At 58.5% G+C, this 16,876-nt stretch carries 13 protein-coding genes and 1 pseudogene; 8 read left to right on the forward strand and 6 right to left on the reverse strand.

The genetic code is table 11. The features are described from left to right. Positions 1-437: 437 nt before the first annotated feature. Positions 438-848, reverse strand: coding sequence for a TetR/AcrR family transcriptional regulator C-terminal domain-containing protein (locus tag PJL69_RS14260; protein WP_271310255.1), 411 nt, complete (start codon positions 846-848; stop codon positions 438-440). Between the two features lie 21 nt (positions 849-869). Further along, positions 870-1,013, reverse strand: a pseudogene (locus PJL69_RS20400) (TetR/AcrR family transcriptional regulator); the annotation flags it as partial. 253 nt (positions 1,014-1,266) lie between these two features. Between PJL69_RS20400 and PJL69_RS14265 the strand changes: the two are divergent. From PJL69_RS14265 to PJL69_RS14290, 6 genes are all read left to right on the forward strand, one after another. Next, on the forward strand, positions 1,267-1,515 hold the full coding sequence (locus PJL69_RS14265) for a hypothetical protein (RefSeq protein WP_271310256.1): 249 nt from the start codon (positions 1,267-1,269) through the stop codon (positions 1,513-1,515). 4 nt (positions 1,516-1,519) lie between these two features. Further along, complete coding sequence (locus tag PJL69_RS14270) at positions 1,520-1,660, forward strand: hypothetical protein (protein WP_271310257.1); 141 nt, start codon at positions 1,520-1,522, stop codon at positions 1,658-1,660. Between the two features lie 26 nt (positions 1,661-1,686). Next, a complete protein-coding gene (locus PJL69_RS14275) occupies positions 1,687-2,022 on the forward strand; it encodes a hypothetical protein (protein WP_271310258.1) in 336 nt (111 codons plus the stop codon). A 395-nt stretch (positions 2,023-2,417) separates the two neighbouring features. Next, the gene (locus PJL69_RS14280; protein WP_333781883.1) at positions 2,418-3,113 is read left to right on the forward strand and encodes an ImuA family protein; all 696 of its coding nucleotides are present in this window, start codon (positions 2,418-2,420) and stop codon (positions 3,111-3,113) included. Beyond that, positions 3,004-4,419 (forward strand): Y-family DNA polymerase, encoded by a 1,416-nt coding sequence (locus PJL69_RS14285; protein WP_441347500.1) that lies wholly within the window; start codon positions 3,004-3,006, stop codon positions 4,417-4,419. Before PJL69_RS14280 ends, PJL69_RS14285 begins: the two co-directional genes overlap by 110 nt. After that, on the forward strand, positions 4,416-7,775 hold the full coding sequence (locus tag PJL69_RS14290; protein WP_271310260.1) for an error-prone DNA polymerase: 3,360 nt from the start codon (positions 4,416-4,418) through the stop codon (positions 7,773-7,775). Before PJL69_RS14285 ends, PJL69_RS14290 begins: the two co-directional genes overlap by 4 nt. Before the next feature lie 18 nt (positions 7,776-7,793). On the opposite strand, the gene PJL69_RS14295 is transcribed toward PJL69_RS14290, so the two are convergent. Then, positions 7,794-10,814, reverse strand: coding sequence for a cyclic nucleotide-binding domain-containing protein (locus PJL69_RS14295; protein WP_271310261.1), 3,021 nt, complete (start codon positions 10,812-10,814; stop codon positions 7,794-7,796). A gap of 237 nt (positions 10,815-11,051) precedes the next feature. On the opposite strand from PJL69_RS14295, the gene PJL69_RS14300 reads away from it, so the two are divergent. After that, positions 11,052-11,441: a DUF3307 domain-containing protein gene (locus PJL69_RS14300; RefSeq protein ID WP_209100018.1), complete on the forward strand. Its 390-nt coding sequence runs from the start codon at positions 11,052-11,054 to the stop codon at positions 11,439-11,441. A 23-nt stretch (positions 11,442-11,464) separates the two neighbouring features. Here the strand turns inward: PJL69_RS14300 and PJL69_RS14305 are convergent, their stop codons facing one another. The 3 genes from PJL69_RS14305 to PJL69_RS14315 are packed head-to-tail and all read right to left on the reverse strand — an operon-like array spanning position 11,465 to position 13,756. Then, positions 11,465-12,235, reverse strand: coding sequence for a MaoC/PaaZ C-terminal domain-containing protein (locus PJL69_RS14305; RefSeq protein ID WP_271310262.1), 771 nt, complete (start codon positions 12,233-12,235; stop codon positions 11,465-11,467). A 10-nt stretch (positions 12,236-12,245) separates the two neighbouring features. Further along, positions 12,246-13,478, reverse strand: coding sequence for a beta-ketoacyl-[acyl-carrier-protein] synthase family protein (locus tag PJL69_RS14310; protein ID WP_271310263.1), 1,233 nt, complete (start codon positions 13,476-13,478; stop codon positions 12,246-12,248). Between the two features lie 8 nt (positions 13,479-13,486). Further along, on the reverse strand, positions 13,487-13,756 hold the full coding sequence (locus PJL69_RS14315) for an acyl carrier protein (protein ID WP_209100012.1): 270 nt from the start codon (positions 13,754-13,756) through the stop codon (positions 13,487-13,489). Between the two features lie 1,332 nt (positions 13,757-15,088). Here PJL69_RS14315 and PJL69_RS14320 point away from each other — a divergent pair. Then, complete coding sequence (locus PJL69_RS14320) at positions 15,089-16,852, forward strand: patatin-like phospholipase family protein (protein ID WP_271310264.1); 1,764 nt, start codon at positions 15,089-15,091, stop codon at positions 16,850-16,852. Positions 16,853-16,876 lie beyond the last annotated feature (24 nt).

A 16,876-nucleotide genomic window follows, 5' to 3' on the forward strand; every position in this document is an offset into this window, starting at 1 on the left:
AATACCCGGCAGAGCCAGCGAACGGGCAAAGCCGCAGAACGCAACAGGGGAGAGGACGGCCCTCCCCTGCTCGGTGCATAAGAGCGCCACGCAAGAGTCGCGGAGCAAACGTGTAGACGGCGTGCGGTGACGTCAGGATATATGAAGTAAAAGTACAACGCCGCACACAGGGGTACAGAGGAGCATCAAGCACAGCCCCCTTCCCCGTCCTAACGCACCGGCAAGCACATTACCCTGGGATGTCGGGGAGACACTTGCCGTAGACCTGGCTCAGCGGGGAAAGGTCACCACCTTACTTTGGCCGATCAGGGAAAGGCGCGCGTCTCGCTGGAGGCGCAGACATATGTCAGCCTGCAGCGTCGGCTCCGGTTGATGTGGCGGCAGCGGCCACCCCTTGTGACAAAAAGGGGGGCAACAGAGCGCGCGCCAGAGTTGCGTCAGCTGTCTGAACTATAATGGGCCATAAACATCGCAACACAGTCGTCCAATGTGCTTGCCGGCGTGGGTGTCTCGCCAAGAAAGAACTCCGGCCAAAAGAAAAAGCCCTTCACAAGCACAAGCAGCTGATTGGTCGCATAGCCCGCATCAGCGGTGCGGATCACCCCCGCCTCCATCGCTTCGCTGATCAGTCTGGTGATCGGATAGGCATGGGTTTCTGTTTCCGCAAAGAACTTCTTGGACCGGTCGAGATCCCGAATGAGTTCAGACATCACCATCCGGTTCAGGCCCAGCGCCGTCTCCTCAGTGATCACAGCAACATATTGCCTCAGCGCGTCCTGCAATTGCTCTACAAAGTCACGATCCGGATCGTAGGGCACCGGGTCCATACGCCCGTTCCGTTCAATCATGATCTCAGAAATCGCCTCAAACAGGGCCTCTTTGCTCTCGAAATGATTGTAGAGCGTGCGACTCGATACGTTTGCGCGCTTGGCGATCGAGGTTGTCTTTGCCCCCAGAAACCCCTGCGCGCGAAACTCTTCAATCGCAGCGTCGATGATATCTTTTCTTTTCAGTACGTTTCATGAATTCCCCACCACAAGGTAAACAAGATTTTTTACAAACAGCTCATCCAAGCACTAAGTAAACAAAACAATTTACTTTGCCAAACCACAATCCCGCCCTCCCCGCAAACGCGAAGCATCACATGATCCATCTTTCCCGTCGCCGCGCACTTCAAACCGCATCTATCGCATCCCTGCTGGCCCTTACAGGCTGGCAGGCACACGCCAAGCAAACCTCACTCCCCACACAAAAAGGATATCTGACATGACCCTCACCGCTGGCAAAAACAATGTAACCTTCAAATCCTTTGGTCTGGATCTGGCCGCTGATCTCTACCTTCCCGAAGACTTCGACGCGAGCAAGACGTATAAGGCCATCGTGGGCGCCAGCCCATTCCCACAGGTCAAAGAACAGATCCCAGCCACATATGGCCCGGAAATGGCCGCATGTGGGTTCATTTACTTGGGCTTTGACTATCTGGGTATGGGCGATAAGCCCTGCGCTGCCCGGTGAGTTCATGCAATCGCGCTACAATTTCCGCCTGATCGAAAACACCTGGGACGCGGTGTCCTATCTGGGCACATTGCCCTTTGTGGAAGAGATTTATGGTCTGGGCGTCTGTCAGGGGGGGGGCAAACCATCGCCTCTGCCGCAGTGACCGACCACCGCATCAAGAAAATCGCCATGGTTTCGGGCATGATGGCTTCGGACGCCTTCCAGTGGACAGACCGCGACATGGCCAATCAGATGATCGCTGCGGCAAACGCTTCGATGCAGAAGCAGTATGAGACTGGAAAGCCGGACTATGTTGCGCCCTTTGGCCTGAACGACGAGATGTCGCGACAAGAGTTTATTGATCTGGGCATCAACCCGATGGCCGGGGAAACCTATGACTACTACGGGCGCGATGGTGCCAAAGGGCCGGTTGCGGTTCCAAACTACACCAACATGCATATCGGCGATCTGCTCTACCGCATTCGTCCAAAAGCTGACAAACACGCACACAGAGCTGGCCTTTGATGAATTCAGCCACGTGGACTTTTACCACAAGCCTGAAGCTGTGAAGGCATCCACCGACGCTGTTGCTGATTTTTCAACGCATGACGTGAAACCTTATGGCCGTTTGCGGTTGATTTGAATCGCCTGCTCGCAGCCTCGTCCATTCGGTTGAACGCGAAAAGCGATCCGCGCGCTTCAAATAAACGCAAACGGCTTTCGGCACAGAACCCACTTATGTTCTCCCGCTTTGGAGGTGGCGCATGCGACGCGCCGCCCGCAGGCGTTGGTGAGGCAAGCCCCGGCACCCAGCATATGGCAGTGTGCGGCCAAAGGCGGCTCCCCTCATGCGCACCTGACTTTTGACATTGCGCGCCTCAAATGTTCTATTTTTGTTCTCTTTGCTCTATACTGGGGGCATGACAGATTCTTCGCTGCCCTTCCTGTCTTTGACCAAAGGTCGCATGCATGAGGCCTACGGTGCGGGTGCGCCGGTGTTTGCCTGCGCGCTGGTGCAGCTGTGCCGGGGTCATGTGATCTGGGTGCGCGAGGGCTGGCGGCTGGAGCAGATCAACCCTGTGGGTATGGCCGCATTTCTGGACCCTGCCACGCTGATCCTGTGCCAGACCAAAGATCAGCTTGAGGCGCTGGCGGTGGCCGAAGATGCCCTGCGCTCTGGAGCGGCGGCTGTGGTGGTGATTGAGCTGAGCAAACCCGTAGGGCTGACCGAAGGGCGGCGTTTGCAACTGGCCGCGCGGGAGGGCAATGCCACGGGGCTGGCGCTGATCGGGGCGGAGGCCATGGGCAGCAATGCGGCGGAAACGCGTTGGCAGTGCCTGCCGGTTTTTGAACCCGACGCGGGGACAAAAGCGGCGATACAGGACTCGACTCTGCAGCAGTGGGATCTTAAAAAGAACAAATCAGGAACATTAGGAAGTTGGCATGTTCGATGGGATGCAGCGTCGCGTCGTATCTGTGTGGTTTCCCCGGCTGGCGACAGACCGGGTGCTGCGCCAGCGCCCGGTGACCGGGCCGTTTGCACTGACGCTTCAACAACAAAACACCAACCGGATTTACTGCCTGAACGCGGAGGCCGCGCGGCAGAATCTGGATAAGGGCATGTCCTATGCGGATGCGCGGGCCTTTTGCCCCGATCTGCAAAGCGGACCGGCGGATCCGGCGGGGGATGCACGGTTTTTGCATATGCTGCGCCGTTGGGCGACGCGCTATTGCCCCTGGGTGGGGCTGGAAGGTGAGGCCGGTCTGGTGATGGACATCACCGGGGCGGCGCATCTGTTTGGCGGCGAGGCCACGATGGTGGCGGATATGCGCGCGCGGCTGGCGCGGGTGGGGCTTGGCGCGTGTATTGGCGTGGCCGACACCCGTGGCGCGGCCTGGGCTTTGGCCCATTATCGGGAGGGCAGCGCCCCGCCCGGCGCGATGCTTGAAGCGCTGAAATCTCTGCCCGTGGCGGCCCTGCGCCTGCCGGAGGACACATCGGTGTCCTTGCAGCGGTTGGGGCTGCGCGAGATTGGCGCGCTGGCGCAGGCCCCGCGCGCGCCGCTGACACGCCGCTTTGGGCTAGAGGTGCTGCGGCGGCTGGATCAGGCGCTTGGCACGCAGCCTGAAGAAATCACCCCGCTGGCGGAGCCCCCTCACTATGGCGTGCGGATGACCCTGCCCGAACCGATTGGCCTGTTGACAGACGTGATGGCGGGCACGGAGCGGCTGCTGACCCAGCTGTGTGCCAAACTCAAGGCGCAGGATATGGGCGCGCGGGTGCTCTGCGTCACCCTGCGGCGGGTGGATCAGGGCCATCAGCAGGTGGAGCTGCGTCTGGCGCGCCCGATGCGCGATGCGGCCCGCATTCTGCCGCTGTTTGAGCGCGGTCTGGCCGCGGTGGAGGCGGGCTTTGGCATTGATCAGCTGCGGCTGGAGGCGACGCAGGTCGCGGCGCTGCCGGTACAGCAGATCAGCCATGTGGCCGATCGCGGCAAAGACCAGCTGGATGATCTGATCACCCGGATTGGCACCCGGATTGGGCTCGACAATATCCAGCGCTTCCTGCCCGCAGACAGCCATATCCCCGAGCGCAGCTTTCTGATTGCCCCGGCCGCCTACGCCGCGCCCAGCAGCGCCTGGAGCACGCATCAGCCGCGCCCGCTGACGCTGTTTCCGCCCGAAGCCATTGCCGCCAGCGGGGCGCGCCCGCCCAAGCGATTTCGCTGGCGGCGCATGGTTTTGCGCACGGGGCGTGCCGTTGGCCCGGAACGCATCGCGCCGGAATGGTGGCTGCAGGATGACGCCTGGCGCAGCGGGTTGCGCGATTACTGGCGGGTGGAGACCAAAGAAGGACGGCGGCTGTGGCTGTTTTACACGCCGCAAAACCCCGGCTGGTTTGTGCAGGGGGAATTTGCATGAGCCAAAACACACGCCCCCCGCGCCCCAAAGGCATGGAAGCTGGCACCACCAGCTATGCCGAGCTGTGCGTGACCAGCAATTTCACCTTTCTCACCGGGGCCTCTCATCCCGAGGAGCTGATGGCGCGGGCCGCAGAGCTTGGCCTGCCCGCGATTGCGCTGACAGATCGCAACTCGCTGGCCGGGGTGGTGCGGGCGTGGAGTGCGCTGAAACAGATGCAGCGCGACAAGGATGAAGCGCTGCAGATCCGGTCCCAGCAACAGGTGGATGCCTCCTCGCGCCAGACCGTTGGCCCCAGCACACCGATTGAAAAACCGGACATCACAACCCTGCCCAAGCTGATTGTCGGCGCGCGTCTGGTGCTGGTGGACAGCACCGTGGAGTGGCTGGCGCTGCCGCGGGACCGCGCCGCCTATGAGAGGCTGACCCGGCTGCTGACCCTTGGCAAACGGCGGGCGGAGAAAGGGCAATGCACGCTTTATACGCAGGATCTGGAAACCGCGTGCCGGGGCATGATCCTGATCGCCCTGCCCCAAAAGAGCCTGCGTGCCGCATTGGCGGACATTCGCAGGCTGCAACCGCAGTTTCCGGGGCATGTCTTTCTGGGAGCCGCGCCAAAATATGATGGCAGCGATCAGGCTTATCTGGCGGCCTGCGCGCGGGTGGCGCTGGCGGCCTCTGCCCCGATGGTGGCGGTGGGCGATGTGCTGATGCATCGCGCCAGCCGCCGACAGTTGGCCGATGTGCTGACCTGTATGCGCCATCATATTACCATTGACCAGATCGGCACCCGCGCGCTGCCCAATGGCGAACGCCGCCTGAAAACCGGGGCGGATATGGCGCGGCTGTTTCGCGACCATCCCGGCGCGCTGCGCCGCACGCTGGAGATTGCGGATCGGTGTGATTTTGATCTGGGCGAGCTGTCTTATGACTACCCCTATGAGGAGGTGGATGGCGAAAGCCCGCAGGACCGGCTGGAGCGACTGGCGCAGGAGGGGCTGAAGCGGCGCTATCCCAATGGCCCAACGGAGAAGGCCGTGACGCTGATGCACAAAGAACTTGCGGTGGTGAAAGATCTGAACTTTCCGGCCTATTTCCTGACCGTGCATGACATTGTGCATTTTGCCCGCTCTCAAGGCATTCTGTGTCAGGGGCGTGGTTCAGCGGCCAATTCGATCCTGTGTTATCTGTTGGGCATCACCGATGTGAGCCCGGATATGATCAGCATGGTGTTTGAGCGCTTTGTCTCCAAATACCGGGGCGAGCCGCCGGATATTGATGTGGATTTTGAGCATGAGCGGCGCGAAGAGGTCATTCAGTGGATCTATGAGAAATACGGCCGCCACCGTGCCGGGCTCTGCGCCACGGTGATTCATTTCCGCTCCCGCGCGGCGATCCGGGAGGTGGGGAAGGTCATGGGGTTGTCCCAAGATGTGACGGCGGGTCTGTCGAGCCAGATCTGGGGAATGAGCGACGGCGGTGTGGATCTGGAACGGATGCGCGAGCTGGGGCTCGACCCGGAGGACCGCCGTCTGATGCAGACCATTCAGTTGATTGCAGAGGTCATCGGCTTTCCGCGCCATCTGTCCCAACATGTGGGCGGCTTTGTCATCACGCGCGGGCGGCTGGATGAGTTGGCGCCGATCGAAAACGCCGCGATGGACGACCGCACCGTGATTGAATGGGACAAGGATGACATCGACGCGCTTGGCATTTTGAAAGTCGATGTGCTGAGCCTTGGCATGCTGACCTGCATTCGCAAATCCTTTGCCCTGTTGCAAAGCCATGAGCAGATCGACCACAGCATCGCCAGCATCCCACAAGGGGACACGCCGACCTATGACATGCTGTGCCGGGCGGATGCAGTGGGGGTGTTTCAGGTGGAAAGCCGCGCGCAGATGAATTTTCTGCCCCGCATGCGCCCGCGCGAATTCTACGATCTGGTGATTGAGGTGGCGATTGTGCGCCCCGGCCCGATTCAGGGCGATATGGTGCAGCCCTATATTCGCCGCCGCAATGGGCTGGAGCAAGCCGAACCGCTGGGCCCCGCGCTGGAAAAAGTCACCGCGCGCACCCTGGGGGTGCCTCTGTTTCAGGAGCAGGCCATGCAGATTGCCGTGGTTGGCGCGGGTTTCTCGGCGGAAGAGGCCGACCATCTGCGCCGCTCCCTTGCCACCTTTCGCCGGATGGGCACGATTGGCGCCTTTCGGGACAAATTTGTGCAGGGCATGCTGAACAATGGCTACAGCCCGGAGATTGCAGAGCGCTGTTTTTCCCAGATTGAGGGGTTTGCGGATTATGGCTTTCCCGAAAGCCATGCGGCGGCCTTTGCCATGCTTGCCTATGTCTCTGCCTGGTTAAAATGCCACCACCCTGCGGTGTTTGCCTGTGCGCTACTCAATTCGCAGCCGATGGGGTTTTATGCCCCGGCACAAATTGTGCGCGATGTGCGCGAACACGGCATTGAGGTGCGGCCGATCTGTGTGAACCATTCTGAGTGGGACAACACATTGGAGCGGCGCAGCGATGGCACGCTGACCCTGCGGCTGGGCTTTCGCCAGATCAAAGGGTTTCGCGAAGAAGATGCGGGCTGGATCGTGGCGGCGCGCGGCAATGGCTATCGCGACCCCGAAGCGCTGTGGCTGCGTGCGGGGCTGCGGCCGGATGTGCTGATCCGGCTGGCGGAGGCAGATGCGTTTTGTGACATGAACCTCACCCGGCGGGATGCGCTCTGGCAGGTGAAGGCGATCCGCAGCCAGAAACCCTTGCCCCTGTTCAATGATCCCATTGATGGGGAAAGCATCGCTGAGCCCAAAACCCAGCTGCCCAATATGCATCTGGGCGAAGAGGTGGTGGAGGATTATGTTTCCACCCGTTTGACGCTGCGCGCCCATCCCATGGAGCTGTTGCGCCCCGCCCTGCCGGGCCTCACCCCCCATGCGGAGCTGGCGACGGTGCCTCTTGGCCAGCACAGCGTGTGCGGATTGGTGATCACCCGCCAGCGCCCCGGCACCGCCTCTGGCGTGATTTTCCTGACGCTGGAGGATGAAACAGGGGTGAGCAATGTGGTGGTCTGGCCCAAGGTCTATGAACAATTCCGCCGCGTGGTCATGGGCGGGCGGCTGCTGCGGGTGCGCGGCTATCTGCAACGTGAGGGCATTGTGGTGCATCTGATTGCCCAAGACATAGAGGATATGTCCTACCGGCTGTCTGAGCTGGGGCATCCGCTGCCGGAGGCCCTCAGTGCGGAAGGCGCGCGCACCGATGATGTGCCCAAACAATCCCGCTATCCGGCGCGTGCCATGCACCCGCGCGATCAGGCCAAGCGCCTGTTTCCGAGCCGGGACTTTCACTAAGCCGGTAGGAGCGAAGGATCAGCTGTCTTCCTTGGCGTCGCTCTGCTCCTGCCGGCGGCTGAGCGCCCCAACATAGCCCGACACGGTCTGCAGAATGCGGAACGCGGTAGAGGCATCGTTTTCCACCACGGCCATGAACTCTGTCTCCCCAAGGCGGAGCATTTCCATATCGGTTTTGGCATACATATCCAGCGCCCGCTTTTCCTTGCGCAGCAGAGCGAGCTCGCCGACCAAGGTGCCTGCCCCGGCTTCGGCCACCTCATGTGCCTCCCCATCGGGTGTGTGGTAGCCAAGCCCGGCCGTGCCTTCGAGGATCAGATAGGCCCCATCCGCCGGATCATCCCCCTGATGGAAAACGTAGTCCCCTGCCTTTTCCTGATGCCATTGCGCACCAAAGGCCAGCAGGCGCATCTGGCGACGGGACAGACCGGCAAACATATCGGCAGAGGTCAGCGCGCGCATCTTGCGCCGCAGGTCGGCGCTGGCGGCATTTTCCGTGTCTTCAATATCCACCGCTTCGCCATCTTTCAGGCGGCCGTGCTCCAGCTCCAGAACCATGTCAAAGCTGTCCTGATCCTCAAACTCCTCTTCCAGAAACACCATGGTGGTGTTGGGCAGAAGGGCGCGCAGATTTTGAATCATCTCCGCTGCCTGCCCTTCCTCGTAGGCGGCAAGGCAGCGATTGAGGATCAGAAGATCCGGTTTCTTGATCGCGGCGCGGCTGATGGCGAGCGGTTCGGCAAAGGCACCGGGCAGATTGGCGCCGCCGATGCCCGTGGGCACCGCAAAGAGCAGCTCGGCGATTTCATCCTTCAGGCCCGCGTCACTGAGGATCTGGGAGACAACATCGCGCAATTGTTCACCACGCCCGCCCGCCGAGGCCGACAGTTTGCCATAGATCGCGTTTTCCAAAACCGTCAGGCCAGGCGCGTAACGCCCTTCCTGAAGGGGCGCGAGGAAGGTGCTCATCCATTCAGAGAGCTTCTCTGCCTCATTGTGGCGCAGCTCCAGAATGGTCTGTTTCAGATCATTGCCAAAGCCCGGCCCAATGCGTTCGGCGGATACAGAGAATGGCAGGTTGAGCATTTGCCCAAGCTCTTCACGCGCCATATTGGCCAGCCCGACCTCGCGGCTTTTGCCCACAAGCTCCACATTGCGCGTGAAGGCATCCGCGCTGAGACCCAGCTGCTGGAACAAGGGATGGTCGGTGCCATCGACGCCAAAGGTCTGATTGAGCATCTCAATCACTTCGCGCGACATGCGCAGAATGCCGTCTTCGATGCCAAGCTCATGCAGCAGATCAAGGAAGGCGTTGACCTCTTCTGGTTCGGGTTCCTCTAATTCACGCAGAGGGGTGGCAAAGAACAGGTTCGCGGCGACGGGCAGCGCGGGGTTATATTCATCCGGGTCAAAGCGATAGTAGGCTTTGGACAGGCCCGCATTTTCCAAGGCTTCATAAATTTTGAGCCGCAGCCGGACCAGCATTTGTGCAAGCTCCGGGTGATCCGCTTCGACAAACACCTGATCCAGACCACGCCGGAACAGGGCGTTGCCCGCGCCGGTGGCATCCATCAATTGCACCCAGAAGTGATGCGCCGCGTCGGTGTCCGCAAACCCCGCCAGATCAGGGTCGACCCAATCGGCAAAAAGCCGATCCGTGCTGTTGCCGGTGCGGCGGCTTTCGTAGGCGCGCTGTTTGTCCTCCGCTGGGCCATGCGGGTCAGGCAGATCGGCGTGCGGCGCGCGTTTGAGCGGCATCATCACATTGTCGCCAAAGGTGCCCTCAAACACATAGGGCGACGGGTCGGCATAGCCGATGCGGCTGGCAATCACCCGCTGGTGCAGATCGTTGAGCTTCTCCCCACCAACCGAGAGGCTGCCGCTCATTGGCAGGATTTCACGGGTGAACAGTTCTGCCAAGGCGCGCCGTTCCTCAGAATCGATCGAACGAATCCCAACGACTTTGCCCTGTGGGATCGTGGTGGAGATGTTTTCCAGCACCGTGTCCCCATCGTGATCGCGCACGTAAACTTTATCCAGATGGATCTCACCAGACAGACGCGGAATGGTGTCCGGCTCGCTCTCAATCAACGTTTCATCCACCATGCCACTTGGATCAAAGCGATCCCCAATCAGGTGCCAGCGCAACGACAGATCAGCGACGCGATTGTAGTAGTTCAGCAGCTCTTTCCATGGGGAAGACAGATCTTTGTAGGCCGCAAGCGCTGCCACCAGCGCGCCCAGCGAGACCTGCCCACGGATCACCAGAAGGCCACCAATGAGGTAAAAGAAAAACGGGGTCAGCTGTGTGATGAAGTTGTTGAGGAACTTCATGAAGAACTTCTTCTTGTAGATATCCAGACGGATCAAGAAGAGTGTGCCCAGACGGCGTGTGGTCTGCGCCATGCGGAATCGCCAGCCACCATTCACGCGCAACTCTGGCGCGCCCGCGGCGGTTTCGCCGATCTCAGCGGCCAGTTTACGGACCTGTTGAATGCGGTCTTTGTTGAGCAGATTGATCTGGCGCTGCAGTTTGGGAATGAGCCACGCCTGCACAGGAATAAGCGCAATCGCCGCAAAGCCAAACCAGACGTTTTGCAAAAACAGGAAGCTCAGGATGGTGATCATCTGGCCGGCCTGCATGACCGGCAGGCTGATCGCATCGCCCATCATACCACCGAGGGGCTCTGATTCTGCGGTGATCATGGAGACCAGTTCGCCCTGTGACGTGCGGCGCAGGTAGGGCTGCGGAAAACGCGTGATCCGCGAAATCAGCGTAAAGCGATAGCGGCGCAGCATGCGTTCAGACAACACCCCCTTCATGGTGTTGATGCGCATTTTCATCAAACCGTGAAACAGGACCGAGAGCAAAAAGAAGCAGCTGAGCATGATCAGGAAGTTTTCCTGTGTCATCTCATAATCGAGCACATCAATGAAATCTTGATCTGCGTCGATGGCGTCGTTGATGATCCGCTTGGGCAGTTCCAGCGTCAGAAACTGCAACGGAAACAGACAGGCGGTCAGTGCCAAAAGCACCATCTGATCGCGTTTTGAAAACTTCCAAATAAAGGAAAACAGCGAGCGTTCTATGACCTCAACTCCCGGTCTTGGGCGACGGGCAAACGCCCGCAATTCCAACAGATGCTATCAATGCATCCCCCCTGTGTTCAAACGGTTTCTTAATCGGCAAGTGCTATCGTCATAAAACATAGGTTTGCGGTGGCGGACTTCTGCGGCTAGTCTCGGAAAGTCGAATACATCATGGGGCTTAGGTCTATGGACCAAATCACGACCATACTTTTGCTGGTCGCTGCATTTCAGATCAAACATCTGGTGGCGGACTTCTTTTTGCAGAACGCCAAAATGATCATGGGACGCGAGCGTTATTGGCATATGGGCCGGGCCCAGCATGCCGGGATTCACGCCGTTTTCTCTGTTGTTGTGCTGGCGCTCTTTGGCACAGGTCCAATGGTGATTTTCTGGATGGTGCTCGCGGAATTCATTGTCCACTTTCACATCGACTGGGGCAAAGCGCGATTCTCTGTGGACCGCGCCCTGACCCCTGAGCAGCCGATGTATTGGTATGCCATGGGATTTGATCAGGCGCTGCATCAGTTGACCTATCTGGTCATGACATGGGCCTATTTTGCCTGCCTCACAGCGTAGAGCTGCGGCTGCGCGTTTGTTGATCAGGTCTTCGCCCCAAAGACGTCAATGATTGCATGAATCTGGTCCGCCTCGCCTACCACAAAAACGCGTGATTTCTGGGTTGCCCCTCCGGCAAAGGGCGACACGATACAGCGCACCGAAGCCCCAACCCGCGCTGCAGACAAAAACCGCGCCCGCACATCAGAGATCTGCAAGCTGCCCCCTGTCGCACGGCAGAGCCCCTCAGACAGGGCGCACAACAACATGCCCGGCACAATCGCCCCGTCAAAGCCCGCGACCTTTGCGATCACGTCATCTGTGTGAATCGGGTTGTCGTCATGAGCGAGCACCAGATAGCGCGCAACAACATCAGGGGTCAGCGGCGCCACCTCTGTGATCACGGCAGTCGGCGGCGCCATGCGGGAGGCAAACCGCGGTGGGCTCATCTCGCGAATCTGGGTGGCGGACAGAAACTTCACACGGGTTTCCATCTGCGCCCCTGCATCGCTCAAACCAAAGCGGAAACTTGCGGCGGCTTCCGTGCGCGTCTGATGCAGGGCGATCTCATGACCGGCATGAATGGCTGCGTCTTGGCAATTGAGAAAACTCTGCGATTCCTGCACCGCGTGGGTGCCAAGTGGGGCGCGCAGGGCACGCCGCACATCCGCCAGTGCCGCATCTCCAAGCAGCAAAACCTTGCTGGTGATCGGGGCGAGCTGCGGCGCGGGGGCCAAGGTCAGCTCTACCAGAAGTGTGGCCAGCGCGGCTTCCTGCGCGGGCGCCACGCCTTGCTGCAGCACCAGCTTCGTCACTGCTCCGTCCTTAGACATCTGCCTCAAACGCCTGTGCAATCAAAGTGGCATTGATGCCGCCAAAGGCCAGAGAATTAGACATCACGGCCTTAAGCGGCACCTGTTTCGCCGTATTTGGCACGGGTTCCAGCCCGATTTTTGGGTCGACTTCTGTGAAGTTTAAAGTCGGCGGCGCGGATTGGCGCAAAAGCGCGCCGATGGCCACGATCAGCTCCAGCGCGCCTGCCGCGCCAAGCGCATGGCCGTGCACGGGTTTGGTGGAGGAAATCTCCACACCAGCCAGATCTTCGCCAAAGACATCGCGCAGCGCTTTGACCTCGTTCACATCATTGGCCACCGTGCCGGTGCCATGGGCATTCACATAGCCGATCTGATCCGGCTCTAGTCCCGCTTGGCGCAGTGCCATGCGCATGCAGGATGCAGCGCGCTCCGGATCCGGGCGCAGCAGGTCACCGGCATCAGAATTGGTGCCAAAGCCGCTGATTTCACAGAGGATATTTGCGCCACGGGCCTGTGCGGCCTCAAGGCTTTCCAGCACTAAAACGCCCGCGCCTTCTCCCAGGATCATGCCGTTGCGGTCTTTGCTGAAGGGGCGGTTGAGATCAGCGGTCATGACCCGCAGCAATTCCCAGACCCTAAAGACACCGGCCTCAAGACAGGCCTCGGAGCCGCCGACAAGACAGCGTTCTACTTGCCCCGAGGCAATCATCTGCATACCCATGCCAATCGACTGGCTGGCCGAGGAACAGGCAGTGGCGAGACAGAGCGCGGGGCCGGTTGCGCCAAACTCCATGGAGACCCAGCTGGCGGCGGCGTTGTTCATGATCTTGGGCACCGCCATGGGATCAAGCCGCATGGAGCCTTCGGCGCCGAACTTGAGGTAGTTTTTGTTCAGCGTCTGCGCGCCGCCAAAGCCTGAGCCGATGGACACACCGCAGGCATCGCCAAAATCCGCCTCTGTCAGCCCGGCGTGGGCCACCGCTTCGCGGGCCGCAGTGAGGGCGTATTCGGCGACGGGTTCGCGCATGCGGTGGGGTTTGTCGCCCAGAATTTCGCCCAGATCCACCTCGGCAATCTTGCCCGCGGTTTTCACGCGCTGAATGTCGAGCGCGTCAAAAGTCACTGGTTTTACACCGGAAATTCCGACCTGCGTGGCCTCAATCAGAGCCTCAGCACCGAGACCACAGGCGGAAACGGCGCCGAGGCCGGTGACGACGACGCGGGTAGAAGCATTTCGCACCATGGGGTGGCTCACGCCTCCTCAGCTTGGTGCGCTTCGATTTTGGAAATCGCCAGATCCAGCAGATCCTGCACGGTCACCACATCGGTCAGCTCGTTGTCGACAGAGACATAAGCGCCATATTTCTCTTCAATCGCCATGAGGATCATCACAAAATCCGCAGACTGGATATCGAGCTCTTCAAGCGGTCTTTCTGGTGTGATTTCAGAGGGATCGATCATCCCTTCTTCGGCCACCATCTCCAGTAGTTCCCGCGTTAGCGTCTCGCGATCGGTGCTCATCGGCGTCCTTCCAGTCGTCAAAGTCTTGTGTTCAATTGGCCCACGTCACATGGGTGCTTGGGCCTCACATTAGGTGGCTCGCACAGATTTTGCCAGATGAAGATGGTCCGAAACACGCGCAAATCCGCTGTCTGTATCGTGTTGGTAACGCGTGCCTGCATCGTGTCGGTAACGCGTCGGTATTGCAGAGGTATCGCGGCGGTGTTGTGTCGGTGTGCTGCCAATACGCCACGAGTGCGCTCACCGTGTGCTGCGCGCCACAGATACGCGCCTAGGGTGCATCGACATCATGCCAAAGCGCACACAGATGCCCAAGAAAAAGGCGCCAGACACAGGAGGCAGACGGGCACATGCAGCAGCCCCGGCCTCACGTCTCTGACGCCTTCCTTGAATGCAGGTGCCGACTGTTTGCCCAGGCAGGCGTTTGACCTGATGAGCGCCCCAAAGCCCGGCACCGCCATTCGGTGCGCGCCAACCTGGCCGTGGCCCTCGTAAGGGACCACTGCGGCGGCACGCCAGGGCGCGCGCCACGACACAGAGCTGGTGCTGCGGGATGCGGGATGCGGGATGCGGGATGCGGATCAAATAGCCAAAGCACGGCGCAAAGGCCAGATGCTTCAACGGATCACCACTCCCCCCTTCCAATGACCACAGACGCCCAAAGGGACACGCGCTGCCACTGGCCTCCGCTTAGGTGCGCCCCTGCCGCCCTGCCCGTGCTCCGCGTGCCAGTGCCCCGTTATGACGTCCCCTAAGGAGACGTGAGTGGGCCTTATACGCCGCGTTGCAACCAGTGTGACAGAGGATCCAGCCCGTTTCTGCGCGGATTGTGATGCGATGCCTCACAGCCAACCCGCGCGGGTCCCGGAGACCTCAGCGTCCCGCGCCGGGCCGATGCGGCCCCTCGCGTTGGGGAGATACTGCGCCTGAGCGGCGAGTCGGGCAAGGAAAAACACAGGTTTGGCAGGGGCGCGCTGGGGGTAAGGCGCGGGGCAAGCCTGTGGGTTTCCTGTGGATAGGTTGGGGATGGATTGGGAAAGGTGAGCGGCGTCGGGGTTTTGGGGGAGGATGGAATTTTTTCTCCACAACGAAGCGAATTTGTGTCGCCGGTATTCCCAACCGGTTCAACTGGAGTTGAAGTCAAAGCAAACTAAGAGCTTACAAAATTGTTGACGGCCGCAGCTCAAATGAATGAAATGCGGCCGTCATACCATTTCAAGTTGTACGTTTGATGAAAAGCATATCTGCTCACCTCTCTACATAAGGCGGTCTTTTCCGACCTACCTTTTTACACGATTGCACACATTAGGTCCACACACAAGGCATAGGCATTTGACTGACAATAGATACGATATAGTGTTTCAAGGAGGTGGTGCGAACTTCGTCAACCTTCTTCCAGCGATAGAATCAATCCACGAAAGCGTCGACAGAAAACAATTACAGGTGAAAAGTATCTACGGTTCTTCTGCCGGTGCCATTGCTGCCGCGCTTCTTGCCACAGGGGCAAGTATACCCGAAACAATCAAACAGATGACTAACGGCAAGGGCTACAAACTTGCCTCGGATCTGCAGTTTGAGGGTGGAACTGTAGCGGCTCTCGCGAAGATCGCAATGGGTTACCCGTTGATTGGCGAAGAAAAGTTACTAACGTTTTTGAGAGAATTGCTCACGACACGAGAAGGGACCGCGCCCGGCGCGCACGCCAATTTGGACTTCAAATACGACGTTTACGCTATCGTCAGCGACTTAGAAACGTCTAGCGCGTCCAAGATCCAACTGAATGGTAGATCTCTAGACGAAGTCTGCAAGATCATCTGTAGCAGTTGTTCAATTCCATTCGTCTTCAGAAACCACCGAACCTTCCCAATATTGGGTAAAGTTTTTTCAAAAAACAAAGATCTAGACTACGCAAGGTACGTAGACGGCGGTTTGGTTCAAAATTTACCCGTAGAGTGCGCTACAACTGTGAAAGGTTCGAATCCCTTCCACACTCTCGCAATTGGCTTTGACGAAAGCGAAAATGACGAGGAAAAAACGACCGAGAGTGAAAATGACGTGACGAGCGCAAAGTATGGCATCAAAGATTACTTCAAAAAGCTAGCTTCGACTTCAATAGCATCAAACGTTTCAAGTAGCAGGGGCTTGCTTCCAGCTTCCAACATTCTAAAACTCAACCCCGAATATGGCCTACTGGCTTTCCAGACCGCGCTTGACGACCTTAAGAATGCTCCTGAAAAATATCGTGAAAAAAAATTACTCTCCGACGAATTTTTGTCCAAAATAGTTGACCGAGACAAGAGTATTTTGGCGAATGAAAATCTACGCAAAAAAAACCCGGTACCGTCGACATTCGATGAGCTCCGAGAGGCCTGTACGAACCTCACCAAGTCAAAACACCCTAAATCTGTCACCAAATCTGGTTACACGTTTGTCGAAATGAATTCTCTCCGTGAAAAATCGGACCCCAGCTACAGCATGTACGACCGCTATTTCCATGAGTTTACCTATCAGGTGCCAGACGAGGGCATGGAGTGCATTCTTCTTGGAGTTTCAAAGTACGACACAGCTGAAGAACTTAAAACTCTTCAACAATTCGAAGTGAAAGATGACAGGGATGAAGATGTAGAATTCGACGTTCTTCCAATTATGGACATATCTGAAAACACCAAAAATGAGGAGTTATCTTACGTCGCAATTCTACTGCGACAGAAAGTAATGCCAACCCAATCTCGTGAACTCAAGGTGCTGCAACGCGAGCTTATTGCAGGCGGCTTCCCTGACTTGGACGACCCTCAAAAACGGCAAGATGTCCTGGACTATTCCCCCGAGCATGGACTTGAATACGAAGAATTGACCCTTGCTTTTGGCCTGTCGGATGAAGCTGCAAAACGCTTTCAGGTATATCCTTTGACCGCGGCCTACGATAAGGACAGCGAAGGCCTCAATTTCATACAACTGAAGAAGACAGACGCCCAGGCGGATTTCAAAAAAATGTGTGCTCCGGGAACTATCATTCACGCTTTCAAAAATACCGAACCATTTGAGGAAGGCGACGCATTCGTCGTCGCTATCAAGCACTCAAGTTGGTCTGGCTAAACTGAAAGTCACCAAAGCTCAATT

Source organism: Shimia sp. MMG029, assembly GCF_027947445.1.
In the GTDB taxonomy this organism is placed as follows: domain Bacteria; phylum Pseudomonadota; class Alphaproteobacteria; order Rhodobacterales; family Rhodobacteraceae; genus Shimia.

Excerpts from the sequence above, each read along its gene's own strand:
- PJL69_RS14270 (WP_271310257.1), top strand. The coding sequence starts at position 1,520 with ATGCAATCGCGCTACAATTTCCGCCTGATCGAAAACACCTGGGACGCG.
- PJL69_RS14280 (WP_333781883.1), top strand. The coding sequence starts at position 2,418 with ATGACAGATTCTTCGCTGCCCTTCCTGTCTTTGACCAAAGGTCGCATG.
- PJL69_RS14275 (WP_271310258.1), top strand. The coding sequence starts at position 1,687 with ATGGTTTCGGGCATGATGGCTTCGGACGCCTTCCAGTGGACAGACCGC.
- PJL69_RS14315 (WP_209100012.1), bottom strand. The coding sequence starts at position 13,756 with ATGAGCACCGATCGCGAGACGCTAACGCGGGAACTACTGGAGATGGTG.
- PJL69_RS14290 (WP_271310260.1), top strand. The coding sequence starts at position 4,416 with ATGAGCCAAAACACACGCCCCCCGCGCCCCAAAGGCATGGAAGCTGGC.
- PJL69_RS14300 (WP_209100018.1), top strand. The coding sequence starts at position 11,052 with ATGGACCAAATCACGACCATACTTTTGCTGGTCGCTGCATTTCAGATC.
- PJL69_RS14260 (WP_271310255.1), bottom strand. The coding sequence starts at position 848 with ATGATTGAACGGAACGGGCGTATGGACCCGGTGCCCTACGATCCGGAT.
- PJL69_RS14310 (WP_271310263.1), bottom strand. The coding sequence starts at position 13,478 with ATGGTGCGAAATGCTTCTACCCGCGTCGTCGTCACCGGCCTCGGCGCC.
- PJL69_RS14265 (WP_271310256.1), top strand. The coding sequence starts at position 1,267 with ATGACCCTCACCGCTGGCAAAAACAATGTAACCTTCAAATCCTTTGGT.
- PJL69_RS14295 (WP_271310261.1), bottom strand. The coding sequence starts at position 10,814 with ATGGTGCTTTTGGCACTGACCGCCTGTCTGTTTCCGTTGCAGTTTCTG.